Consider the following 23,586-nt stretch of genomic DNA (forward strand, 5'->3'; position numbering starts at 1 on the left):
AAACAGACCGCCGATTGGCGGTCTGCTATCTGATTGCAACCGCACTTTTAGGCGCTTTGCTCTCGCTTGCGTTTCATCGCCAATAAAAAAATCACCACGCCGATCCAAACTAACAGATAGCCGATGCTTCTTTCCAGCGACAGCTTTTCGCCGAAAATCAATAAACCGCATAAAAATTGCAGCGTCGGTGAGATATATTGCAGCATTCCGAGCAATGACATCGAAATTTGTCTGGCGCCCATTGCAAACCATAATAGTGGAACGGTTGTAGCGATACCGGAGCCGCACAATACGGCGAGTTGCAACGGATTTAATTCGCTGAATACTAAGTTGTTTTGGCTGTAACAGAAGAGTAAATAAGCTAAGGCGAACGGCGATAGCAGTAAAGTTTCCAACGCCAAGCCAGCCAAGGCATCCATTGGCGCGAGTTTGCGAATAAGCGCATACAGCCCGAAGCTACCGGCTAAAATTAACGCGACCCACGGAATTTGCCCGGCGGGAATCGCGAGCCATAAGATCCCGGCTAAGGTGAAAGCCAAGGCGAGGATCTGCACCGCATTTAACCGCTCTTTTAGCACTAACCTGCCGAGAAACACGTTAAATAGCGGGTTGATAAAATAGCCTAAGCTGGCATCTAAAATATGATGATTGGTCAATGCCCAAAGATAGACCAGCCAATTGATTGCAATTAAACCGGCAGAAAGTGCAAACAGCCCTAAAATTCGCGGGCGCTTGAAGGCGTTGATCACCACGCGGGTTTGTCGGAAACACAATAACAGCAAAACCGCAAACAGTGCCGACCAGACAATTCGTTGTGCCAACAGTTGGTCCGCAGGGATTGCCGATTGATTAAGAGGAGCCCAATAAATCGGAAAGGTTCCCCAAATCATATAGCAGGCTAGCGCGTAGTGCCACCCTTTGAGTTTTGCTGAAATCGCCATGGTGTTTCCTACCTTGTTTATAACATATGAAGCTGGTTCTCAGCACTCGCTTGTCGCGCCTGCTTTTTTTCCAATCGTCGCCGTTGGAAAAACGCGCTCAATTTTTCGCTGCATTGCTGTTGCAACACACCTGCGGTGATCTCCACCGCGTGGTTCATTTTATAATCATCAAAAAAATGAAAGCGTGAACCGATCGCGCCGGTTTTGTAATCACTGGCGCCAAATACCAGTCGCTTGATTCGGCTGTGCAAAATCGCCCCGGCACACATGGTGCAAGGCTCTAAGGTTACATACAGCGTGGTGTCGAGCAGGCGGTAGTTCTTTACCGCACTTGCGCCCTTGCGAATCGCTTCAATTTCAGCATGAGCGGTCGGATCGTGTTTTAAAATCGATGTATTCCAACCCTCACCGATAATCTCACCGTCGGCACTCACCAACACAGCGCCCACCGGAATTTCGCCGAGGGATTCGGCATAATCGGCAAGCTCCAGCGCGCGCTGCATAAACAGTTGATCTTGTTGTTCAAGTGCGGTCATCGTGTTGTCCTGTGATAAAAATAAAGGTGCATAAATGCACCTTTATTTCATGTTTGCGTTATTCTAACGCTTAGCCTTCACGGCGTCCACTGCGACGCGGTTTGCGATCAAAAATTGGCTTGCCGCCGCGTTCATTGCGATCTTGGAAACGATCACTGCGCCCGCCACGGAATTCCGAACGACCGTCGCGCGAACGGTTGCGATCGCCACGTCCGAAGCCGCCTTTGCGTTCGCCGCGTCCAGCGAAGCCGCTGTCGCCTTTCACTTCTTCCACAAAACGCATCTGCATCGGTTTGTTCAACACGCGTGTTTTGCCAAAGTGTTGTAACAACTCTTTTGGCATATCTTTCGGCAATTCAATGGTTGAATAATCATCGTGCAGTTTGATGTGCCCGATATAACGGCTGTCGATGTCGCCTTCATTGGCAATCGCACCGACGATGTGCTTCACTTCAACACCGTCCGCACGCCCGACTTCGATACGATACAAGTCCATTGGCGTTTGTTCGCGAGCCGGACGCGCACGCTCTTCACGCTCGAAACGTCCGCCACGGCGATCTGCCGAACGTGGATTTTCCTGACGTTCGCGCTCGCGACGCGGTCGAATCACCGGATCCGGCGGCAGAATCAATTTTTGTTTGCCTTGTAATAACATCATCATCGCCGCTGCCAAGTCTTCATGATCTTGATCGGCTGTGAACATATCTTCCAGTAAGCTGCGGTATTTTTCTAAATCATGGTGTTCCAGCTGGGTGGAAATTTTTTGTTTAAATTTCTCACGACGGCTGGCTTCCAGCGTTTTGTGGTTCGGTAATTCCACTTCATCAATTTGTTTTTTGATCAAACGTTCAACGTTGCGCAGCAAACGTCTTTCACGCGATTCGACAAACAACAAGGCACGTCCTGCACGCCCTGCACGACCGGTACGGCCGATACGGTGTACATAAGATTCGGCATCTAGCGGAATATCGTAGTTGATCACTAAGCTGATGCGTTCCACGTCTAGCCCGCGCGCCGCCACGTCGGTGGCGATCAAAATATCCAAACGGTTATTACGCAAGCGATCCAAAGTTTGCTCACGCAGCTGTTGCGTCATGTCACCATTCAATGCCGCCGCACTGTGTCCGTGTTTTTCCAGCAATTCAGCCAGATCCAAGGTTGCGGTTTTGGTGCGCACGAAAATAATCGCCGCGTCAAAATCTTCCACTTCCAAGAAACGCAGCAAGGCTTCGTTTTTACGCACACCATTTACATACCAGCAGCTTTGGGTGATATCCGGCAAGTTTTGCTGGGTTGCCTGAATTTTCACTTCTTGCGGATCTTGCATGAAGCGGCGGGTAATACGGCGAATCGGCTCCGGCATGGTGGCGGAGAAAAGTGCGGTTTGGTGCTGCTCCGGCAATTTGCTCATCACTTCTTCGACATCGTCGATAAAGCCCATGCGCAACATTTCATCGGCTTCGTCCAGTACCATAAAGCGCAATTCGGACAGGTTCAACGTACCGCGGCGGATATGATCCAAAATACGCCCCGGTGTACCGACGACCACTTGTGAACCTTGACGCAGTGCGCGCAATTGAATGTCATAGCGTTGTCCGCCGTACAGGGTGACGATATTCACACCTTTAATGTGTTTACTGAATTGTTCACACGCATCGGCAACCTGAATCGCCAATTCGCGAGTCGGCGCCATCACCAACATTTGCGGTGTGCGAACATCAGGGTTAATTTGCGCTAACAACGGCAAAGAAAACGCGGCGGTTTTTCCACTGCCGGTTTGTGCCATACCTAACACGTCGCGACCGTTTAACAAGTGCGGGATACACGCTTGTTGAATCGGCGACGGGTTAACGAATCCCATAGCGGTGACAGCGGAAATAATCGACTCAGGTAATCCTAAATCATTGAAAGTTAAAGTTGTTTCAGTCATATTTTACTCAATAGTAGAAAGCGGACGTTGCCCGCGATAAATGATAAATTGTTGCGTGATAGAATAATGCGTCTTCATGCGACGTATCAGACGACGTGATATGCGAAGTGCGGTTTGCACTGTGGTGCAAGCCGTTTTTACAGGCGATAATGCCATGCAATTCCCAATCAAGACGGTGACAAACTTAGTTCGTATCAGGTACAACCGTTAGTGTTTGGCTCTCATTCAAGCGTAAGCGCGAGAGTTCAAACAAGGCAAAACGATACTCAACAAAGTTAAATACTTGATTGGCAATAGCCAATTTAAACAAAGCGGTTGCTTCGTCAACCTTCCCCAGATTGAGTTGTTGTTTTGCTAAATAAAAATAGGTTTCTGTTAAAATTTCAGCATATTGAGGCGCATACGGCACGGCAAAGTTATTGATTTTTTGCTGTAAATCGTCATACGACAATTCGCCTAAATAGTAGTGAACAATATTGGTTCCCCAAAATTCATTGGATAACCCTTTGGCACGTTCCGCCAAATTTTGTTTTGCTTCATGCGGTTTATATTTCAATTCATTCAAATACAGCCACAAAGTGCGGTATGGATCGCTCGGATCCGCTTGATAGAATGTTAAAAAATCCCGCTCGGCCAACCCATGACGACCGACATAATAGAAATTCAAACCCCGGTTCAAATACGCATATTCGTAGTTTGAATCGAGATGCAGCACGGCATTAAACGCATCTAATGAACCGTCATAATCGCCGTCCAGCAACAAATACAGTCCCAAATAATTATAAATCGGTGCTAATTTCGGTTGAAGCATTAAGGCTTGGGTAAAATCATAACGGGCTAATCCCCAAAGGCCTAAACTGTCATACAATACACCACGCTCAAAGTGTAAAGATGCCCGCTCATTTTTATCCAGATTCCCGACCAGCAGCACTTGTCCTAACCGCGCAATCATCACTTCCTGATCAAAATGCAGTAACGGATTTTGCTCGGCAAGGGTGACACTTTTGTCGTTAATCAATGGAACGGTCGGGCGCACGGAACAGGCTGCGGCAACGAATAAACACGCCAACACACAAAACGATTTTGTGTAGCAAACGAATTTTCCGGCCAGCTTCATATTCATGCCCCCAATAAAAACATTCGAGCTGCCGAAATCAAACGGCAGCCGAAATATTTTGCGACCTATAACGATTACTCGTCGTCGCCCTGCTCTGCAGCTTCAACGGCAACTTGTCCGTTCGCAACATCGCGCATGGTCAAGCGGATACGGCCTTGACGGTCGATTTCAACCACTTTCACCGCCACTTCTTGACCAACTTGCAGGTAATCAGTCACTTTCTCAACACGCTCTTCGGCGATTTGAGAAATGTGCACTAAGCCTTCTTTATTGCCGACGATCGCCACAAACGCACCGAAATCAGCAATACGAGTCACTTTACCGGTGTACACACGATTCACTTCCACATCGGCGACGATGTCTTCAATGCGTGCCATCACAGCTTTGGCTGCAGAATTGTCCGTCGCGGCAATTTTCACCGTACCGTCGTCAGCAATATCAATTGAAGTGCCGGTTTCTTCGGTCAGAGAACGAATCACTGCGCCGCCTTTACCGATCACGTCTTTGATTTTCTTCGGATCAATTTTCATGGTGTGAATCCGCGGCGCGAAATCAGAAATATCACCACGCGGCGCAGAAATCGCTTGTTCCATCACGCCTAAAATGTGCATTCTCGCACCTTTGGCTTGATTCAAGGCAATTTGCATGATTTCTGCGGTGATCCCTTCGATTTTGATGTCCATTTGCAGCGCGGTAACCCCTTGACGAGTTCCTGCCACTTTAAAGTCCATATCGCCTAAGTGATCTTCGTCGCCTAAAATATCGGACAACACCACGAATTTATCGTCGGATTTCACCAATCCCATCGCAATCCCTGCAACCGCAGATTTAATCGGCACGCCGGCATCCATCAATGCTAATGAAGCACCACACACCGAAGCCATGGAAGATGAGCCGTTCGATTCGGTGATTTCGGAAACCACACGCACCACATACGGGAACTCTTCGATTGTCGGCATCACCGCCAACACACCACGTTTCGCCAAGCGACCATGACCGATTTCACGACGTTTCGGCGAGCCGATCATGCCGGTTTCACCGACAGAATACGGAGGGAAGTTATAATGGAATAAGAAGTGATCGGTACGCTCACCGGTGATGTCATCAATGATTTGCGCATCACGTTCCGTACCTAATGTTGCTACCGCTAACGCTTGGGTTTCACCACGGGTGAAGATCGCCGAACCGTGAGTACGCGGCAACACACCGGTGCAAATATCCAATGCGCGCACGGTGTCAACGCTGCGACCGTCGATACGCGGTTCGCCGGCTAAAATACGGCTGCGCACCACATCACTTTCCAACGCGCCCAAAATATCACCGATAGTGTTTTCATTCACGCTGTCATCTTGGTTGCTTGCCAATACCGCCGCAATCACATCCGCTTTAATCGCGTCCACTTCGGCATAACGCGCTTGTTTTTCGGTGATGCGATAGGCTTCGCCCAAACGGCTTTCCGCCAAGGCTTTCACTTGGTCAACAAGTGCGGTATTCACCGCAGGCGCTTGCCAATCCCAACGCGGTTTGCCGGCTTCTTTCACTAATTCTTTAATGTTTTCAACCACAACTTGTTGTTGCTGATGACCGAACACCACCGCAGCCAACATTTGCTCTTCGGTTAAAATATCCGCTTCGGATTCAACCATCAATACCGCTTTATCCGTACCGGCAACTACTAAATCCAAACGGCTGTGTTTTTGTTCTGCCATAGTCGGGTTCAACACGAATTGATCGTTGATGAAGCCAACGCGCGCCGCGCCAATCGGACCGTTAAACGGCACGCCTGACAAAGAAAGTGCGGCTGACGCACCAATCATCGCCACTAAATCCGGGCTTATTTGCGGGTTCACGGAAACCACAGTCGCCACGATTTGAATTTCGTTGTAGAACCCTTCCGGGAACAGCGGACGAATCGGACGGTCGATTAAACGCGCAATTAAAGTTTCGCCTTCGGACGGACGTCCTTCACGTCTAAAGAAACCGCCCGGGATACGACCGGCAGCGTAAGTACGCTCTTGATAGTTTACGGTTAGCGGGAAGAAATCCTGCCCTTCACGCACGTCTTTTTTGGCTACTACGGTAACGAAAACAGACGTATCGTCCATGCTCGCCATCACGGCTGCGGTCGCCTGACGCGCCATTGCGCCGGTTTCCAACGTTACGGTGTGTTGACCGTATTTAAATTGTTTAACAATTGGAGTCACAAGTTTTTCCTTTTCAATAAGTGATCGAGTGTGTTTATCTCTTTATTGCGACTAGCAAAAATAATCTAGGTTATAAAATTAAATTAAAGGTTGAAGTTATAGGGATAAAAAATGGTTTTCAGACAACTTGAACAGATCATTTTTGATAGCCGCACGCTGACAAAGAATATAAACCGTCCCATTATACAGATATTTGCCGTAAGATCGCTAATAATTTGTGTAAATCCCGAATATATCTGTGCCGTTGTAGAATCGACGCCTGTTTTTTTAGGTTTGCAATTCGTGATTGGCTACGGTAAACCTTGCTTTGAGCGGCATTCGAATCGCAATCCGTTCACGATTCAGCTCAAGTGCGGTCGGGGTCGGCTGATAGTCCTGCCACAGCTGTGGATCGGGCGGCAGATCCTGCGGCCAACGGTTAGTAACCTTAAAGCCGCGCGCCAAGCACTCTTGGTGCAGTGCTTGATAACGCCGCTGTAAGAATGCCAATTTATTCATAAAAAATTTAACGTGCCCGGTGCCGAGTTTGTAGTCGCTCGGCTGCCCGTCCAAATTGTATTTGCCTTTGACGATCGCATTCGGAATGCGGGTCAGTTCGCGGTGTTCCGCCAGCAAATGCTGATCGCACAGTTCGCTTGGTGGCACAACATTAATTCGCGTCATCTGCGCCCCTATAAACGCACAATTTGCGACAGTTGATCCATACCGGCAATTTGATACGTCGGCTGAATGGCGGTGGTGTTTTCCTTGCCGTGGCTTAACCAGCAAGTGTCTAAGCCGCTGTTTTGCCCACCGAGAATATCGGTTTCCAAGGTGTCGCCCACCATTAAAACCGCACTTTTATCGCTATTTGCCAGGTTTAGCGCGTGTTCAAAAATGCCTTGATGCGGTTTCGGCAGGCCAATCGTTTCCGACACCACCACAAACTCAAAGTGCGGTTTTAAGCCGCTGCGCTGCAAACGCAGATCCTGCATTACGCTGAAACCATTGGTGATGATCCCAAACCGCACTTTGCCGCCCAGATCGGCTAGCATCTGCTCAACACCGTCCAGTGGCTTGCACACGTCCGCCATTGCGATCAAAAAGGCATGATTCAGCTCTTGCGGATCGCGACTAAGTTTTTTTGCCCAAGCGTTAAAACGGGTGGTTTGTAGCTCGTCGGCGCTGATTTTGCCTTGATGATAAGCTTCCCACAACGGCTTGTTCAGCGCTTGATAATCGGCAAAATGCTGCTGTTCAAAATCCACTCCATAGTTGGCAAACATTTGGCACAAGCCACTGAAGGAATCGAACGAAAACAGGGTTTCGTCGGCATCAAAAAAAATCCAGTCGTATTTCAAATTTAGTCCTTAATCGGCACAATAAAGTGCGGTTTGGCGTTCCACTTCGGCTTTCAAGCCGTGGTACCCGTGTTCGGTTTTAATCAGTTGGAACAGTTGTTCGGCTTGCGGATACTCTTGTTCCAGATAGCGCAGCCATTGTTTGATCCGTGCCACATGATAAAAACCGCTGTCGTCGGATTTTTCCAAATTCACATATTGGTGCAGCAATTGCAACACTTCCGCCCAGTCGGATTTAGCACAGTTAAATTTCACCACTCGGCTTAAATTCGGGATATTCAGCGCGCCGCGCCCGATCATCAGCGCTTCACAACCGGTTTCGGCGAGGCAATCCTGCCCGTCTTGCCAGTTCCAAATCTCGCCGTTAGCAATCACCGGAATGGTTAAACGCTGACGGATTTCACCGATTTTCGCCCAGTTAATTCGCTCGGCACAGTAGCCGTCCACTTTGGTGCGTCCGTGAATGGTGATCTCGTCTACTCCGCCTTGCTGTACCGCATCGGCAATTTCAAACGCCGCCGCGTCGCTGTCCCAGCCCAACCGCACTTTCACACTGACAGGGTGTTTTTTGTCAATTGCCGCGCGAATCGCCTTGGTGGCTTGATAAATCAATTCGGGTTGTTTGAGCAACGACGCGCCGCCTTGGCTGTTGTTCACCGTTTTAGACGGGCAGCCGCAGTTCAGATCGACGCCGTGCGATCCCAGCTCGATCGCCAGCTGTGCGTTTTCCGCCAACCATTGCGGAAATTGCCCCAGCAACTGCACCCGCACCGGCGTGCCGCTGGCGGTGTAGCCTTGATTGTGCAATTCCGGACACAGGCGATAAAACGCTTTTTTCGGCAAGCGCTGATCAACCACCCGCACAAATTCCGACAGGCAAAGATCGTAATCGTTCACTTGAGTCAATAAATGCCGCAGCAGCGGATCCAACACGCCCTGCATCGGGGCTAAAATCACGCGTGTCATGTGGCACTTTTATCCGTGCGCACCAAGTAAAACAGGGCAAGTGCGGTCAGTGCGCCGAGCGTATCTGCCAAAATATCTTTTTGCGCGTCCCATTCGTCGCCTTGCGAGCCTAAAAACGCAATGCCGTCATCACCGCCGGCAATCACCGCATATTGCCACTCCACCAATTCATAACCGGCAGCAAGGCTCATAATAAAGAACAGCGAGAAAAAGCCCGCCAGAACCGGACCGCATAATTTACGCCGCAACAGCCATTCCGCCATCGGGAAGCTGTAGAAGCCGATAATGAAATGCGCCACCCGATCAAAGTGATTGCGATCTTCGCCCAACCAGCCGCTTAGCAAGCGACTCGCCCACTCAAACGGCACGTGTTCAAAGGTGTAATGTGCGCCGATCAGATGCAAAATCATCCATAAACTCATCAAAAAATAGGCAAGATTGCTGAATTGAAAACGCGGATAGCTGACGACCAAAGCGAAAAGTACAATAAAAATCGGTGCCACTTCGGCATACCACACCGCTCTTGAGAAAGGCTCGATGCCCGACCAAATTGCCACCGCCACGATAACTAATGCCAAGCATGGCGGGAATTTGTTATGTTGCAACACGGCTATTTCCAACCCTTAGTTTTACAGATCAGATCATACGCAGCCTGAATTTTTTGCGCTTTCTCTTTTGCCATTTCCATCATTTCCGGCGGCAAGCCTTTCGCCACCAGTTTATCCGGGTGATATTCATTCATCAGTTTGCGGTAAGCGCGCTTCACCGCGGTTTTATCATCGCTTGCACTCACGCCCAGTACTTGATACGCCGCATCAAGGCTGTCGGCGGAAGTGCGGTAGGATTGCTGCCCGCCTTGATAGCCGCCTTGCTGCCGATAACCGCCGCTTTGTTGGTAGCCGCCTTGCTGCGACTGCCCGCCCGACGCGAACTGTTGTGAAGCATAAATCATCGCCATCATCTGTTCGAACTGCACTTGCGACAAGCCAAGCTCTTGTGCGATCACGCCCAGCAGCTGTTTTTCATTTTGATCCAAGTGATTATCGGCAAGTGCGGTCTGGATTTGAATATCCAAAAACATCCGCAACAAATCCGGGCGGCGTCCGCAGCCGAAACGAAACTCGCGAATCACTTGGCGAATCGGGAAATCGGCTTCTTTGCCGCGATTAAACGCGTCTTGCGCCATGCGGCGCGCCTGCACATCCAGATTTAAGCGGCTCATAAAGCTTTGCGCCAGCTGAATATCTTCTTCCGTCACCCGCCCTTTCGACTTGCTTAAATGCCCCATCACGGCAAAGGTGGTTTGCAGAAACAGCTGTTGACGCGTCAGGCTTTTGCTGAAAAACGACGAACTGACGCTGCCCATTTCGTAGATTTTCTTATCGGCAAAATGCCCCAAAATGGCGCCGAAAATAGCACCGAAGAAACCGCCGTAACGATAACCCAAAATAAAGCCGATAATTTTACCGATAAAATTCATTGTTATTCCTTATTCAATGCGAAACTTGTCTATTCTACCCGATTCGCAATCGGTTAGAAAATGTTTATCCGTTCTAACCGCACTTCACGCCTGTTACCCGTTGCTCACAAACAAAAGGCAACCCGAAGGTTGCCTTGTAAATCAATACATTAAACCGCACTTTTACTGTTGATCGCCAATCAGCACTGATTCCAACGCCACTTCGATCATTTCGTTGAAGGTTAATTGGCGTTCTTCGGCAGAGGTCTGTTCGTGGGTGCGAATGTGATCGGAAACGGTGCAGATGCTGAGTGCTTTTGCGCCGAATTCGGCGGCAACGCCGTAAATGCCGGCGGCTTCCATTTCCACGCCTAAAATGCCGTATTTTTCCATGTAATCAAACATTTCCACATCCGGGGTGTAGAACAGATCGGCGGAGAACAGGTTGCCAACTTTCACTTGCACGCCTTTTTGTTTCGCCGCTTCTACTGCGGCTGCCACCATCGAATAGTCGGCAATCGCGGCAAAGTCGTTGTCTTTAAAGCGGATACGGTTGACTTTCGAATCGGTGCAAGCGCCCAAGCCGATCACCACGTCACGAATTTTGACATCGTGACGCACGGCGCCGCAAGAACCGACGCGGATAATTTTTTTCACTCCGTATTCGGTGATCAATTCTTTGGCATAAATCGAGCAAGACGGGATCCCCATGCCGTGCCCCATCACCGAGATTTTGCGTCCTTTATAACTGCCGGTGTAGCCTAACATATTGCGCACGTTGGTCACTTCTTCGGCGTTGTCTAAAAAGGTTTCGGCAATGTATTTGGCGCGCAACGGATCGCCCGGCATTAAAACAACATCGGCGAAGGCGCCGTCGGCGGCATTAATGTGTGGTGTAGCCATAATAATATCCTCGTTTCAATCGGTTAATGTTTAGTGAGTTTCGTTAAAATCAATGATCGACGTGCCGTAATCCATTGGTGAAACGCCAAAATAGTGGGCAATCGTTTGCCCGATATCGGCAAAGGTTGCGCGTTTGCCCAAGAAGCCTTTCGGCACATCGCTGCCGTACAGCAGCACCGGAACGTGTTCGCGGGTGTGATCAGTACCGCTCCAAGTCGGATCGCAGCCGTGATCGGCGGTGATAATCAGCAGATCACCCTCTTGCACCAGCTTCAACACTTCCGGCAAGCGTGAATCAAAATATTCCAGCGCTTGTGCATAGCCTGCCACGTCACGGCGGTGTCCGTAATCCGAATCGAAATTGACGAAATTCGGGAACACAATGGTTTTATCACCGGCGGCTTTAATTTCGGCGATGGTTTTGTCGTAGATTTCTTCTAATCCTGTCGCTTTCACTTTGCCAGTGATGCCGGTATGTGCGTAAATATCGGCGATTTTGCCGATCGAAATCACTTCGCCCTGTTTCTCATCGACTAATTTTTGTAATACGGTGGCAGACGGTGGCTCGACCGAATAGTCGTGGCGGTTGCCGGTACGCTGAAATTCTCCGGCTTTTTCGCCGACAAACGGACGTGCAATCACCCGCCCGATATTGTAGCCTTCCAGCTCCTCGCGCACGATATGGCACAGTTCGTATAATTTTTCCAAGCCAAAGGTTTCTTCATGGCAAGCGATTTGGAACACCGAGTCGGCAGAAGTGTAGAAAATCGGTTTGCCGGTTTTCATGTGTTCCTCGCCCAATTCGTCCAGCACCACCGTGCCTGAGGAGTGACAGTTGCCCAAATAACCCGGAATACCGCTCTTTTCAACGATTCGGTCTAATAACTCTTGCGGAAAACTGTTTTGATGATCACGGAAATAGCCCCACTCAAACAACACCGGCACCCCGGCGATTTCCCAATGCCCCGACGGCGTATCTTTGCCGGAAGAAATTTCTTGTGCAAACGCATAGCCACCGATAATCTCTGCTTCAGCATCCATGCCCGCCGGCACGCGTCCGGTTGATTCTTTCGCCGCCATTGCCAAGCCTAATTTGGTTAAGTTCGGCAATTTCAATGCGCCGCTGCGATGTTGATTATCAGCTTTGCCCGCCGCACACCATTCGGCGATATGCCCGAGAGTGTCGGAACCGGCATCGCCAAATTTATCCGCATCGGCGGAAGCGCCGATGCCGAATGAATCCATCATTAAAATAAAAACTCGTTTCATGATTTATCCTTAATATCCACTTTTTATCTCTGAATTAGACTGAATGTCTGCGCCTAAAGTTCCCAATAAATCGTTGAGCAAGCCTGACGCACCAAAGCGGAAATGGTTCGGTGTAACCCATTCCTGTCCCAAAATGTCTGCCGCCAGCTGCAAATAGTGCTGTGCGTCTTGCGCGGTACGCACGCCGCCTGCAGCTTTAAAGCCGACCCGCTGCTGCGCATTTAAATCCGCAATGGTTTGTAACATAATCTCAGCCGCTTCCAATGTGGCATTGACTTTCACTTTGCCGGTTGACGTTTTGATAAAATCCGCGCCCGCTTGAATCGCAATTTCAGACGCTTTACGAATCAATTCTGCGGTTTGTAATTCACCGCTTTCAATGATCACTTTCAGCAGCACACCATGTTTTGCACACGCCTGTTTGCAAGCACTGACCAATTCAAAACCGCACTTTTCATCGCCCGCCATCAAAGTGCGGTATGGAAACACCACATCGACTTCATCGGCGCCATACGCAATCGCCGCATTGGTTTCGGCAAGTGCGATTTCAAGATCATCATTGCCATGCGGAAAGTTAGTGACCGTAGCAATTTTCACCTCGGTTAAACCCAGTTGTTTCAGCGTTTTACGCACCAGCGGAATAAAGCGCGGATAGACACACAGTGCCGCCGGTGAACCAAATTCGGTTTTCGCCTGTCGGCAAAGTGCGGTGATCGTTTCATCGCTGTCGTTGTCATTCAGGCTGGTTAAATCCATTAATCCCAGCGCTTGCTGCGCCGCCGTTTTTAAATTCGTGAATGCGAATGTCATGTTATACCTCTTTTCTGCTCTGCTTAAAATGACAAACACCACGCCAAGCGTGGTGTTTTAATAAAACCATGCGCGTCGGTTAGCCGACTAAAACCGCACCGGTCAAGCCGATAAACAATCCGGCGATACAGGCGCTCATTAAGTTGGATAACGAACCGGCGATCACCGCTTTGATACCCAAACGCGCCACATCGGAGCGGCGATTCGGCGCCATGGTGCCTAAGCCGCCGATTAAGATCGCAATCGAACTGAAGTTAGCAAACCCGCATAATGCAAAGGTGATAATCGCTTTGGTTTTGTCGCTCAACACCATTGGTGTGTCTGCACCCAAGTATTTCACGAAATCTAAATAGGCCACAAATTCGTTAATCACCAGTTTTTGACCGATCATTGAACCGGCAACGTGCGCCTCATGCCACGGTACTCCGATCAGATAAGCCAGCGGTTGGAAAATAAAACCTAAAATAATCTGTAACGAAAGATCCGGATAACCAAACCAACCGCCGATGCCGCCGATAATGCCGTTTAACAACGCAATTAACGCCACAAACGCCAATAACATCGCCCCGACGTTCATCGCTAATTGCATCCCGGAAGACGCGCCCGATGCGGCTGCATCCAAAATATTAGCCGGTTTTTCTTCTACACCGCCATGGTCGATATCGTCATTCGGTTTTTCGGTTTGCGGCATAATAATTTTCGCAAATAACAAACCGCCCGGCGCCGCCATAAAGGACGCGGCAATCAAATACGGCAACGGCACGCCCATTTGCGCATAGCCAATCATCACCGAACCGGCAACCGACGCCAAGCCGCCGCACATAATCGCAAACAGTTCGGATTCGGTCATGCGGGCGATATACGGTTTCACGATTAACGGCGCTTCAGTCTGCCCGACGAAAATATTGGCTGCCGCCGACATCGATTCGGTTTTTGAGGTTTTTAATACCGCTTGCAAACCGCCGCCCAAGATTTTGATTACCCATTGCATAATGCCGATGTAATACAACACCGAAATCAAGGACGCAAAAAAGATAATTGCCGGTAACACACGCAGCGCGAACACGAAACCGCCGCCGCCAAATACTTCAAACATTTTGTCGCTAACTAAGCCGCCAAACAAGAAGTTAATGCCGTCGTTACCGTAGTTAATCACTTTTTGTACGCCTTCAGCCGCGGCTAACAGCGCGTCACGCCCTGCCGGCACATACAAAATTAACGCCCCGATCCCGATTTGGATCGCCAATGCGCCCAGCACGGTACGATAGTTGATTGCTTTTTTATTATTTGAAAGCAAAAATGCGATTGCCAGCAATACCACGATTCCGACAATACTCAGTAATGAACTCATAAAAACCTCACGCCCAATTCAGGGAAAAAAGATCGAATATAATTAGTGTCTTGCCAAACTGTTCGGACAATGGTCAAGTAACGGCGTATAATAGCGAATCCCCCGTTATCAGGCAATTTATTCTACTGATTCACTGCGCTTTTTTTGCCATTATGCGATTTGTAGCACAGTTTGCATAATTCATACGGAAAAGTTATTTCGTACTTGGGCGTAAACCGCTTTACAATCATTACTGTTATTTTGCCGAGTGAGAAAGATGATCGCCGACCAGAATATACAAAAAATGTCGAAACAATATACCGTTCTGCCGCAAACCGGCTGGAGCGCCAACCAGCTGTGGGAAATTAAATTCCGTAGTTTCGTGCCGCTTTGTCTGTCGCTGCTGCTCACCGGAATCGGGGAAGGCTTTTTGCTGGTTTCTGATCTCGGCTCCGCGCCTTGGACAATTTTGTCACAAGGCATCGCGTTACAAACCGGCGTTAGTGTCGGCATCGCTTCATTTATTATCAGCTGTTTGGTAATGCTCGCATGGTTGCCGCTGCGCCTAAAAATCGGCTTGGGCACGGTATTAAATATTATCTTGATCGCCGTTGCGCTCGGCTTGGTTTCGGCAACGATCGCCACGCCCGAAACCGCACTTGGACGTTTGGCTTATGCGCTGCTTGGCATTGTGTTTATGGGCGTCGGCTCGGCGTTTTATCTCACTTGCCATATGGGTTCAGGGCCACGAGACGGTTTAATGGTCGGGCTTTGCCTGCGTTTTAAACTCAAAGTCGGCGTGGTGCGCACCGCTATGGAAAGTGCGGTGGCGCTGCTCGGTTTTCTGCTCGGCGGCACGCTCGGCGTTGCCACGCTGCTGTTTGCGCTATCGATCGGCTGGGTGATCCAATTCACCTTCTCGTTTTTCCGCGTCTATGCAAACAAATGCTAATTTTTGCAAATAATACTTGCATAATAAAAACGGATTCAGTATGTTAACCACATCTATTTTATAGGAACGAACAACATGAATTTAATCCGTACTGCTCACCATCATCACCCCTGATTTTTCTTTCAGGCGTTTGATGTTGCTTGGAAGATAGGCCTCTTCCGAGTTAAGTACGATAAAGCAATAACGACCCCTCGGAAGGAAACTTTCGAGGGGTTTATTTTTATCACCGTTTTAAAATGAAAATTAATAAGGAATCAGTATGTTGGATAAAACTCGTTTACGCATTGCCATGCAAAAATCCGGTCGTTTAAGCAAAGAATCACAAGAGTTGCTGAAGCAATGCGGGGTCAAAATCAACTGGAATGAACAACGTTTAATCGCCTATTCCGAAAATATGCCGATTGATATTTTACGGGTGCGTGATGATGACATTCCGGGCTTGGTGTTCGACGGCGTGGTCGATTTGGGTATTATCGGTGAAAACGTATTGGAAGAGGAAGAGTTAGGGCGTTTGTCTGCCGGTGATGACGTGCAATACAAAATGCTGAAACGCCTCGATTTTGGCGGCTGCCGCCTCTCTTTAGCCGTGCCGCGCGATTTAGCCTATAACGGTGTGCAAGATCTGAAAGATGCCCGAATTGCCACCTCTTATCCAAATCTGCTGAAGCGTTATATGCAAGAAGAGGGCGTGCCGTTTAAAAACTGTTTATTGACCGGTTCGGTAGAAGTTGCACCAACCGCCGGTTTAGCCGGTGCGATTTGTGATTTAGTCTCCTCCGGCGCAACTTTAGAAGCCAACGGACTGCGTGAAGTGGAAATTATCTATCAATCTAAAGCCTGTCTGATTCAGCGTGCCGCTGAGTTAAATCCGGAAAAACAAGCGTTAGTCGATAAATTACTGACTCGGATTCAAGGCGTACAACAAGCCAGTGAAAGTAAATACATCATGCTGCACGCACCGAAAGATAAACTGGAAGAAGTGACCGCACTTTTACCGGGCGTAGAGCACCCTACCATTCTGCCGCTGGCGCACGACGATAGCAAAGTGGCGATGCATGTGGTCAGCCAAGAAAATCTGTTCTGGGAAACCATGGAACGACTGAAAGAGGTCGGCGCCAGCTCGATTTTGGTGTTGCCGATTGAGAAAATGATGGGCTAAACCACACTTGCGATAAACAGACAAAAAGAGAACAACGATGAACACATTAATTTGGAATAATCTGTCCGACAGCGAAAAACAGCAAGCGTTAACCCGTCCGGCAATTTCCGCCTCCGGCGACATTAAAAGTGCGGTTGAAGCGATTTTAAATTCGGTCAGCAACGAAGGCGATCAAGCGCTATTCGCCCTGAGTGAAAAATTTGATAAGGTCAAACTGGATAGCCTTGTGGTATCCAGCCAACAGATCGAACAAGCTGCGGCACGCATTCCCGATGCGTTAAAACAGGCGATTCAAAATGCGAAACGCAATATCACCGCCTTTCACCAAGCGCAACAACCGCAAAGCGTGGATATAGAAACCCAACCCGGGGTGCGTTGTCAGGTGGTAACCCGCCCGATTAACCGTGTCGGGCTGTATATTCCGGGCGGCTCCGCACCGCTGTTTTCGACCGTACTGATGCTGGCGATTCCGGCAACGATTGCGGGCTGTAAAAAAGTGGTGCTCTGCTCACCTCCACCGATTGCCGATGAAATTCTCTACACCGCTAATTTATGTGGCGTGGAAACCATTTATGCCGTCGGCGGCGCTCAAGCGGTGGCGGCAATGGCGTTGGGCACGGAAAGCGTGGCGAAAGTGGATAAAATTTTCGGACCGGGCAATGCATTTGTGACCGAAGCAAAACGCCAAGTCAGCCAGTTAATCAACGGCGCGGCGATTGATATGCCAGCAGGACCGTCAGAAGTACTGGTGCTGGCGGACGAATTTGCCGCCCCTGATTTTGTGGCAAGCGATCTGCTTTCTCAAGCGGAACACGGCGCCGACAGCCAAGTGATTTTAGTCACCCCAAGCGAAACCTTAGCCGCCAATACCGCACTGGCGATTGAACGCCTGTTAGCGCAACTGCCTAGAGCTGAAACCGCACGCAAAGCGTTGTCACACAGCCGCACTTTTATTGCACAAGATTTAGCGCAAGCGGTGGCGATCAGCAATGAATACGCCCCTGAACATTTAGTGGTGCAGGTGGAAAACGCCCGTGAATTGTTACCGCAGTTGGACAATGCAGGCTCGATTTTCTTAGGGGCTTACTCCCCAGAAAGCATGGGCGATTATGCCAGCGGCACCAACCACGTGCTCCCGACCTATGGCTATACCCGCACGTATTCAAGCCTCGGCTTAGCCGATTTCAGCAAACGCATGACCGTGCAGGAACTCACGCCACAAGGCTTTAAAGATCTGGCAACTACCGTGGAATTAATGGCAAGCGCCGAACAGTTAGACGCACATAAACAAGCGGTAAGTATTCGTTTGGCAAAGATGAAATAGAGTGAAAGTGCGGTTTTCTGTTTGACGAGGGAACAATGAAAAATCAAATTGAGCTTTATACAAATGATGATGGGCAAATTCAGGTTGAAGTGCAATTTAATCAAGAAACAGTTTGGCTTTCGCAATCACAGATGGCAACAGTTTTTGATACCAGCACAGATAACATCAGCCTGCATTTAAAAAATATTTTTGCTGAAGGAGAGCTTGATGAAAATTCAACTACCGAGGATTTCTCGGTAGTTCGACAAGAAGGTAAACGTCATGTTAATAGACGGCTTCAGCACTACAATTTAGATGCAATTATTTCAGTGGGTTATCGTGTTAAATCAACTGCCGCAACACAATTTCGTATTTGGGCTACAGCACGTTTAAAAGATTATTTACTTAAAGGCTACGCCATTAACGAGCGCCGTTTGCAAGAAAAAGGTGTGGAATTTAGCCAAGCGGTAGCGCTGTTAAGCTCCACACTTGCCAATCAAGCATTAGTGAATGACGATGGCAAAGCGGTAATTGAAGTGGTGCAAGATTACGCCCGCACTTGGAGCTTATTGCAAGCTTATGACGAACAAAGCCTCAGTGCGGTCAGCCAAAAGCAAACGGAAATGTTGCCGTTGCTATTTGATGACGTGCTCACCGCAATCAGCCAATTAAAGCAAACACTAATAGCAAAAGGCGAAGCTACTGAGCTATTCGGACAACTGCGCAGTGATAGGCTAGCTTCAGCCGTTGCTACGATTGAACAAGGTTTTGCTGATGAACTGTTTTACCCGAACGTCGCCAGTCGTGCCGCCCACTTGTTGTATTTTGTGATTAAAAACCACCCGTTGGTAGACGGCAATAAACGCACTGGTTCATTTTTATTTCTCTGGTATTTGCGTTTGAATCAAACACTGCTTGCCAAGCCTGTCGAACAGTTAATCAACGACAATACCTTAGTTGCATTGGCATTACTGGTTGCCGAAAGCCTGCCGGAGCAAAAAGAATTAATGATTAAACTTATCGAACATTTTATTTTATTAAAAGCTTAAGGACAAAATATGCGTATTTCACAACGCTCACGTAAAAATATTCAAGCCCTCACGCCGTATCAATCGGCACGCCGTTTAGGCGGTAAGGGCGATGTGTGGCTCAATGCCAATGAATATGCCACTTCTCCTGATTGGAATCTCACCAGTCAAGTGTTTAACCGCTATCCTGAAGCCCAGCCTGCGAACCTAATCAACGATTATGCGGCGTATGCCGGTGTGCAGCCTGACAATGTGTTGGTGACACGCGGCGGTGATGAAGGAATTGAGCTGCTAATTCGTGCTTTTTGTGAAGCCGATGATGCCATTTTATATTGCCCGCCAACTTACGGTATGTATGCCGTCAGTGCTGAAACCTGTGGCATTGCCACCAAAACCGTGCCGTTGACCGCAGATTTCCAATTAAATCTGCCTGAAATTAAACAGCAATTAGACGGCGTGAAAGTGGTGTTTGTTTGCAGCCCGAATAACCCGACCGGCAATTTGGTAAATCGTGCTGATTTATTGGCGTTGCTGGAAATGACCCAAGATCAGGCGATTGTGGTGGTTGATGAGGCTTATATTGAATTTTGCCCACAGGCAACGTTCGTCAATGAACTGGCGAATTACCCGCACTTGGCGATTATCCGCACGCTATCTAAAGCGTTTGCCTTGGCGGGGCTGCGTTGCGGTTTCACTTTGGCTAATGCTGAGCTGATCAATGTGCTGCAAAAAGTGATTGCACCGTACCCGATTCCGGTGCCGGTTTCCGATTTAGCCGCACAAGCTTTGAGCGCGCAAGGCTTAACGCAAATGCAGCGTCAAGTTGATGATGTTTTAACAAACCGCACTTGGCTTATTGAACAGTTACAACAGTTTGCCAGCGTACAGCAAATTTTTGCCAGCGAAGCGAACTATCTGCTGGTGAAATTTCAAAACGGCGCAAATGTATTTAAAACCTTATGGGATCAGGGTATTATCTTGAGAGATCAAAATAAAGCCCTCAATCTCGCCAACTGTATTCGGATCACGGTCGGCAGCGCAGCGGAAAACCGCCGAGTGATTGATGCAATCAAGGCGATGAGCTAATCCCCATACTTGCGTATGGGGATTAGCATGGTGTCGCTACGTTGTAGCGAATAATAGGAATGTAATGAGCTATACTAAATCACTATATCATATTATTTTTCGTACAAAATATGGCGAGCCAACAATTATTGAACAGAATGAAAATGCGTTATATCGATATATTTGGGGATTTATAAAAGCACAAAATTGTGTATTACATCGTATTAATGGAATGCCCGATCATTTGCATTTATTCATCGAGTTACATCCAAGTATTGCACTCGCTGATTTTGTGCAGAAACTAAAAACAGCATCGCATAGCTGGATTGATGAAAATAAGTGGTTGTTTCCAGACTTTTATGCATGGTCAAGAGGTTATTGTGCTTTAACCTATTGCGAACGCGATAAAGATAAAATTATCCGTTATATTCAGAAACAAAAAGAACATCATCAATCACAAGCATTTGTTGATGAAATGAAATGTTTATTTATTGAGGCTGGCATAAGCGTTGATGAAAAATATTTCGATAAAAATATATAACCAGTAGAATGCGATGCAACGCATCGCTACTATGCGTAACCCCATACGCGAGTATGGGGTGTTAAGATAACGATACGGAGAACAGCATGACCCAACAAAAAATCCTTTTTATCGACCGAGACGGGACCTTGATTGATGAGCCGAAAACGGATTTCCAAATTGATAGCTTGGAAAAATTGAAGTTTGAGCCGAATGTGATTCCTGCGTTGTTGAAATTGCGTGATAAGGGCTTTCGCTTTGTAATGGTGAGCAATCAAGACGGCTTAGGCACGGATTCATTACCGCAAAAAGATTTTGATTTGCCGCATAATGCGATGATGGAATTGTTTCGTTCGCAAGGGATCGAATTTGACGAGGTACTAATCTGCCCGCACCGCCCGGAGGATAATTGCAGCTGCCGTAAACCGAAGTTAGGTTTGCTGAAAAAATATATCAACAAAGGATTGTTTGATCCGAAACACAGTTATGTGATCGGCGATCGTTCAACAGACATGCAACTGGCGGATAATTTGGGGATTGCAGGGTTGCAATATCACCCTGAAAAATTAAATTGGGATCTGATTGTTGAGAAAATCTTGGCAAAACGGATTCGCAAAGCGGGCTTTAAAGCACGCCATGCGGCGGTGACCCGCACCACCAAAGAGACCGATATTCGTGTAGAAGTGTGGCTTGATGAACAAGGTATGAACGAAATCAAAACCGGCTTAGGCTTTTTCGATCATATGTTGGATCAAATTGCTACGCACGGCGGATTTAGAATGAAAGTGACGGTGGACGGCGATCTGCACATTGACGATCACCACACCATTGAAGATACCGCACTTGCTCTGGGCGAAGCGTTAAAACAAGCGTTGGGCAACAAACGTGGCATTGCCCGTTTTGGCTTTGTGCTGCCGATGGACGAATGCAAAGCGGAATGTGCGATGGATCTGTCCGGTCGTCCGTATCTGAAATTCAAAGCCAAATTCACCCGTGATAAAGTCGGCGATTTCAGCACCGAAATGACGGAACATTTCTTTATGTCGCTTTCCTATGCGTTGGCGTGTACTCTGCATTTAGGTGTGAAAGGCAAAAATGCGCATCACCAAGTGGAAGCGATTTTTAAAGCCTTCGGACGCACCTTGCGCCAAGCCATTCGGATTGAAAGCACCGAATTGCCGAGCTCGAAAGGGGTGCTGTGATGAACATCACCATTATTGACACTGGCTGCGCCAATCTCTCTTCGGTCAAATTTGCCTTTGATCGCTTGGGCATCACCACGGAAATCAGTCGGGATTTGAACAAGATTAAATCCGCCGATAAATTACTGTTGCCGGGAGTCGGCACCGCACTTGCGGCGATGCGTAACTTAGACGATCGCAATTTGATCGAAACCATTCAACAAGCTACCCAGCCGATGCTAGGCATTTGTTTGGGTATGCAGTTGATGACGGAATATTCCCGCGAGGGCGATCTCGATACCCTGAAGTTGATGACGGGACGTACTGAATTGATTCCAGACAGTGGCTTACCGTTGCCACACATGGGCTGGAACCAAGTGCGATATCAGGCGGATCACCCGCTGTTTGCCCATATTGAGCAAAACAGCCACTTTTATTTTGTACACAGCTATGCGGTGTTGCCGAATGAAAACACCATTGCCACCTGCGATTACGGCGTACCGTTCTCTGCGGCGTTAAACCATAAAAATTTCTATGGCGTACAATTCCACCCAGAACGCTCTGGCAAAAATGGGGCGCAATTGCTAAAAAACTTTGTGGATAATATTTAACGTGCGGTCAGGTTTTCTCATTTTGCGATCGGGATTCCAAAACGGCAATCCATACTTTTCTGAAATTAATTTTACTGTATATAATCACAGTAAAATTAACAGAGGAAAAAGCAATATGAGCGACATTAAATTATTTGAAAACAGCCAAATCCGTTCGGTGTGGGACAGTGAAAAAGAAGAGTGGTTTTTCAGTGTGGTGGATATTATTCAGGCATTGTCTGAAAGCGCAAATCCACGCCGTTATTGGAGTGATTTAAAGCGCAAGATTTTACATGAAGAGGGCGGCACTGAACTGTACGAAAAAATCGTACAGTTGAAACTCAAAGCACCGGACGGAAAAATGCGTGAAACCGATGTGGCGGATATGCAAGGCATTTTTCGGATTATTCAATCGATTCCTTCGCCAAAAGCCGAACCGTTTAAAATGTGGTTAGCGGAAGTGGGGAAAGAGCGGTTTGATGAAATTGTGGATCCTGAATTAACGATTGAACGGGCGCTGGAAACTTATGTGCAAAAAGGCTATTCAAGAGAGTGGATCAATCAACGTTTGCAAGCCATTCAGGTGCGCAAAGAATTGACTGACGCTTGGCAAGATCACGGCGTTGGACAAGGGCGGGAATTTGCGATTTTAACCAATGAGATCACCCAAGCTTGGAGTGGTATGACCACGCGAGAATATAAGGATTTTAAAGGGCTTAGCAAAGAGAGCTTGCGTGACAATATGCCCACCACCGAATTGGTGTTGAATATGTTGGCTGAAGCGGCAACCAAAGATATTACCAATATCACTCACCCACAAGGATTTGAACAAAATAGAGATGTGGCAAAACGCGGCGGCAATGTTGCCAAAGTGGCACGTGAAAGTTTGGAACAGGAAACGGGAAAACCAGCAATCACGCAGCAAAAAGCCATCGACTTTGCGGAGATTATCAGCAATATTGCTAAAATTCGTAACAAATAGA

23 protein-coding genes and 1 other annotated feature are annotated in these 23,586 nt (G+C 48.1%); of the genes, 9 read left to right on the forward strand and 14 right to left on the reverse strand.

What is annotated here, in order from left to right:
- Positions 1-47: 47 nt before the first annotated feature.
- From rarD to ACUHGC_RS00320, 14 genes are all read right to left on the reverse strand, one after another.
- On the reverse strand, positions 48-941 hold the full coding sequence (gene rarD, locus ACUHGC_RS00255; protein WP_446833717.1) for an EamA family transporter RarD: 894 nt from the start codon (positions 939-941) through the stop codon (positions 48-50).
- A gap of 17 nt (positions 942-958) precedes the next feature.
- The gene (gene tadA, locus ACUHGC_RS00260) at positions 959-1,477 is read right to left on the reverse strand and encodes a tRNA adenosine(34) deaminase TadA (protein ID WP_446833718.1); all 519 of its coding nucleotides are present in this window, start codon (positions 1,475-1,477) and stop codon (positions 959-961) included.
- Positions 1,478-1,547: 70 nt separating this feature from the next.
- Positions 1,548-3,407: a DEAD/DEAH box helicase gene (locus tag ACUHGC_RS00265; protein ID WP_446833719.1), complete on the reverse strand. Its 1,860-nt coding sequence runs from the start codon at positions 3,405-3,407 to the stop codon at positions 1,548-1,550.
- Between the two features lie 184 nt (positions 3,408-3,591).
- Positions 3,592-4,524 (reverse strand): lipoprotein NlpI, encoded by a 933-nt coding sequence (nlpI, locus tag ACUHGC_RS00270; RefSeq protein ID WP_446833720.1) that lies wholly within the window; start codon positions 4,522-4,524, stop codon positions 3,592-3,594.
- A 74-nt stretch (positions 4,525-4,598) separates the two neighbouring features.
- On the reverse strand, positions 4,599-6,728 hold the full coding sequence (pnp, locus tag ACUHGC_RS00275; protein ID WP_446833721.1) for a polyribonucleotide nucleotidyltransferase: 2,130 nt from the start codon (positions 6,726-6,728) through the stop codon (positions 4,599-4,601).
- Positions 6,729-6,995: 267 nt separating this feature from the next.
- Positions 6,996-7,391 carry a pyrimidine dimer DNA glycosylase/endonuclease V gene (locus ACUHGC_RS00280; RefSeq protein WP_446833722.1) on the reverse strand — a complete coding sequence of 132 codons (396 nt, stop codon included), beginning with the start codon at positions 7,389-7,391 and terminating at the stop codon, positions 6,996-6,998.
- 8 nt (positions 7,392-7,399) lie between these two features.
- On the reverse strand, positions 7,400-8,068 hold the full coding sequence (yjjG, locus tag ACUHGC_RS00285; RefSeq protein WP_446833723.1) for a pyrimidine 5'-nucleotidase: 669 nt from the start codon (positions 8,066-8,068) through the stop codon (positions 7,400-7,402).
- Between the two features lie 9 nt (positions 8,069-8,077).
- Positions 8,078-9,034, reverse strand: a complete 957-nt coding sequence (gene dusC, locus ACUHGC_RS00290; RefSeq protein ID WP_446833724.1) for a tRNA dihydrouridine(16) synthase DusC — start codon at positions 9,032-9,034, stop codon at positions 8,078-8,080.
- The gene (locus ACUHGC_RS00295; RefSeq protein WP_446833725.1) at positions 9,031-9,642 is read right to left on the reverse strand and encodes a DUF2238 domain-containing protein; all 612 of its coding nucleotides are present in this window, start codon (positions 9,640-9,642) and stop codon (positions 9,031-9,033) included. The genes dusC and ACUHGC_RS00295 overlap by 4 nt, the downstream gene beginning before the upstream one ends.
- Before the next feature lie 2 nt (positions 9,643-9,644).
- Positions 9,645-10,514 (reverse strand): co-chaperone DjlA, encoded by an 870-nt coding sequence (djlA, locus tag ACUHGC_RS00300; protein WP_446833726.1) that lies wholly within the window; start codon positions 10,512-10,514, stop codon positions 9,645-9,647.
- Positions 10,515-10,676: 162 nt separating this feature from the next.
- The gene (gene deoD, locus ACUHGC_RS00305) at positions 10,677-11,396 is read right to left on the reverse strand and encodes a purine-nucleoside phosphorylase (protein ID WP_446833727.1); all 720 of its coding nucleotides are present in this window, start codon (positions 11,394-11,396) and stop codon (positions 10,677-10,679) included.
- A 30-nt stretch (positions 11,397-11,426) separates the two neighbouring features.
- On the reverse strand, positions 11,427-12,665 hold the full coding sequence (gene deoB / locus ACUHGC_RS00310) for a phosphopentomutase (RefSeq protein ID WP_446833728.1): 1,239 nt from the start codon (positions 12,663-12,665) through the stop codon (positions 11,427-11,429).
- A gap of 9 nt (positions 12,666-12,674) precedes the next feature.
- Complete coding sequence (deoC, locus tag ACUHGC_RS00315) at positions 12,675-13,475, reverse strand: deoxyribose-phosphate aldolase (RefSeq protein ID WP_446833729.1); 801 nt, start codon at positions 13,473-13,475, stop codon at positions 12,675-12,677.
- A gap of 79 nt (positions 13,476-13,554) precedes the next feature.
- Positions 13,555-14,826, reverse strand: a complete 1,272-nt coding sequence (locus ACUHGC_RS00320; RefSeq protein WP_446833730.1) for a NupC/NupG family nucleoside CNT transporter — start codon at positions 14,824-14,826, stop codon at positions 13,555-13,557.
- A gap of 283 nt (positions 14,827-15,109) precedes the next feature.
- Between ACUHGC_RS00320 and yczE the strand changes: the two genes are divergently transcribed.
- The 9 genes from yczE (at position 15,110) to ACUHGC_RS00365 (ending at position 23,585) form a co-directional block, all read left to right on the forward strand.
- A complete protein-coding gene (yczE, locus tag ACUHGC_RS00325) occupies positions 15,110-15,757 on the forward strand; it encodes a membrane protein YczE (protein ID WP_446833731.1) in 648 nt (215 codons plus the stop codon).
- A gap of 95 nt (positions 15,758-15,852) precedes the next feature.
- Positions 15,853-15,978, forward strand: a sequence feature (His leader region).
- A 38-nt stretch (positions 15,979-16,016) separates the two neighbouring features.
- Entirely contained in the window at positions 16,017-16,916 is a 900-nt protein-coding gene (gene hisG / locus ACUHGC_RS00330) for an ATP phosphoribosyltransferase (RefSeq protein WP_446833732.1), read from the forward strand.
- A gap of 37 nt (positions 16,917-16,953) precedes the next feature.
- Positions 16,954-18,240 carry a histidinol dehydrogenase gene (hisD, locus tag ACUHGC_RS00335; protein WP_446833733.1) on the forward strand — a complete coding sequence of 429 codons (1,287 nt, stop codon included), beginning with the start codon at positions 16,954-16,956 and terminating at the stop codon, positions 18,238-18,240.
- Between the two features lie 35 nt (positions 18,241-18,275).
- A complete protein-coding gene (gene rhuM, locus ACUHGC_RS00340; RefSeq protein ID WP_446833734.1) occupies positions 18,276-19,268 on the forward strand; it encodes a RhuM family protein in 993 nt (330 codons plus the stop codon).
- Between the two features lie 9 nt (positions 19,269-19,277).
- Positions 19,278-20,333 (forward strand): histidinol-phosphate transaminase, encoded by a 1,056-nt coding sequence (gene hisC, locus ACUHGC_RS00345; RefSeq protein ID WP_446833735.1) that lies wholly within the window; start codon positions 19,278-19,280, stop codon positions 20,331-20,333.
- 64 nt (positions 20,334-20,397) lie between these two features.
- Entirely contained in the window at positions 20,398-20,853 is a 456-nt protein-coding gene (tnpA, locus tag ACUHGC_RS00350; RefSeq protein ID WP_446833736.1) for an IS200/IS605 family transposase, read from the forward strand.
- 86 nt (positions 20,854-20,939) lie between these two features.
- Positions 20,940-22,034, forward strand: a complete 1,095-nt coding sequence (hisB, locus tag ACUHGC_RS00355; protein ID WP_446833737.1) for a bifunctional histidinol-phosphatase/imidazoleglycerol-phosphate dehydratase HisB — start codon at positions 20,940-20,942, stop codon at positions 22,032-22,034.
- Complete coding sequence (hisH, locus tag ACUHGC_RS00360) at positions 22,031-22,624, forward strand: imidazole glycerol phosphate synthase subunit HisH (RefSeq protein WP_446833738.1); 594 nt, start codon at positions 22,031-22,033, stop codon at positions 22,622-22,624. The genes hisB and hisH overlap by 4 nt, the downstream gene beginning before the upstream one ends.
- A 115-nt stretch (positions 22,625-22,739) precedes the next feature.
- On the forward strand, positions 22,740-23,585 hold the full coding sequence (locus ACUHGC_RS00365; protein WP_446833739.1) for a BRO family protein: 846 nt from the start codon (positions 22,740-22,742) through the stop codon (positions 23,583-23,585).
- The last annotated feature ends 1 nt before the right edge of the window (position 23,586 follow it).

The sequence above is a fragment of the Testudinibacter sp. P27/CKL/0425 genome (assembly GCF_052931395.1).

Coding starts and splice junctions, on each gene's coding strand:
- rarD (WP_446833717.1), bottom strand. CDS start 941: ATGGCGATTTCAGCAAAACTCAAAGGGTGGCACTACGCGCTAGCCTGC.
- tadA (WP_446833718.1), bottom strand. CDS start 1,477: ATGACCGCACTTGAACAACAAGATCAACTGTTTATGCAGCGCGCGCTG.
- ACUHGC_RS00265 (WP_446833719.1), bottom strand. CDS start 3,407: ATGACTGAAACAACTTTAACTTTCAATGATTTAGGATTACCTGAGTCG.
- nlpI (WP_446833720.1), bottom strand. CDS start 4,524: ATGAAGCTGGCCGGAAAATTCGTTTGCTACACAAAATCGTTTTGTGTG.
- ACUHGC_RS00280 (WP_446833722.1), bottom strand. CDS start 7,391: ATGACGCGAATTAATGTTGTGCCACCAAGCGAACTGTGCGATCAGCAT.
- dusC (WP_446833724.1), bottom strand. CDS start 9,034: ATGACACGCGTGATTTTAGCCCCGATGCAGGGCGTGTTGGATCCGCTG.
- djlA (WP_446833726.1), bottom strand. CDS start 10,514: ATGAATTTTATCGGTAAAATTATCGGCTTTATTTTGGGTTATCGTTAC.
- deoD (WP_446833727.1), bottom strand. CDS start 11,396: ATGGCTACACCACACATTAATGCCGCCGACGGCGCCTTCGCCGATGTT.
- deoB (WP_446833728.1), bottom strand. CDS start 12,665: ATGAAACGAGTTTTTATTTTAATGATGGATTCATTCGGCATCGGCGCT.
- deoC (WP_446833729.1), bottom strand. CDS start 13,475: ATGACATTCGCATTCACGAATTTAAAAACGGCGGCGCAGCAAGCGCTG.
- ACUHGC_RS00320 (WP_446833730.1), bottom strand. CDS start 14,826: ATGAGTTCATTACTGAGTATTGTCGGAATCGTGGTATTGCTGGCAATC.
- yczE (WP_446833731.1), top strand. CDS start 15,110: ATGTCGAAACAATATACCGTTCTGCCGCAAACCGGCTGGAGCGCCAAC.
- hisG (WP_446833732.1), top strand. CDS start 16,017: ATGTTGGATAAAACTCGTTTACGCATTGCCATGCAAAAATCCGGTCGT.
- hisD (WP_446833733.1), top strand. CDS start 16,954: ATGAACACATTAATTTGGAATAATCTGTCCGACAGCGAAAAACAGCAA.
- rhuM (WP_446833734.1), top strand. CDS start 18,276: ATGAAAAATCAAATTGAGCTTTATACAAATGATGATGGGCAAATTCAG.
- hisC (WP_446833735.1), top strand. CDS start 19,278: ATGCGTATTTCACAACGCTCACGTAAAAATATTCAAGCCCTCACGCCG.
- tnpA (WP_446833736.1), top strand. CDS start 20,398: ATGAGCTATACTAAATCACTATATCATATTATTTTTCGTACAAAATAT.
- hisB (WP_446833737.1), top strand. CDS start 20,940: ATGACCCAACAAAAAATCCTTTTTATCGACCGAGACGGGACCTTGATT.
- ACUHGC_RS00365 (WP_446833739.1), top strand. CDS start 22,740: ATGAGCGACATTAAATTATTTGAAAACAGCCAAATCCGTTCGGTGTGG.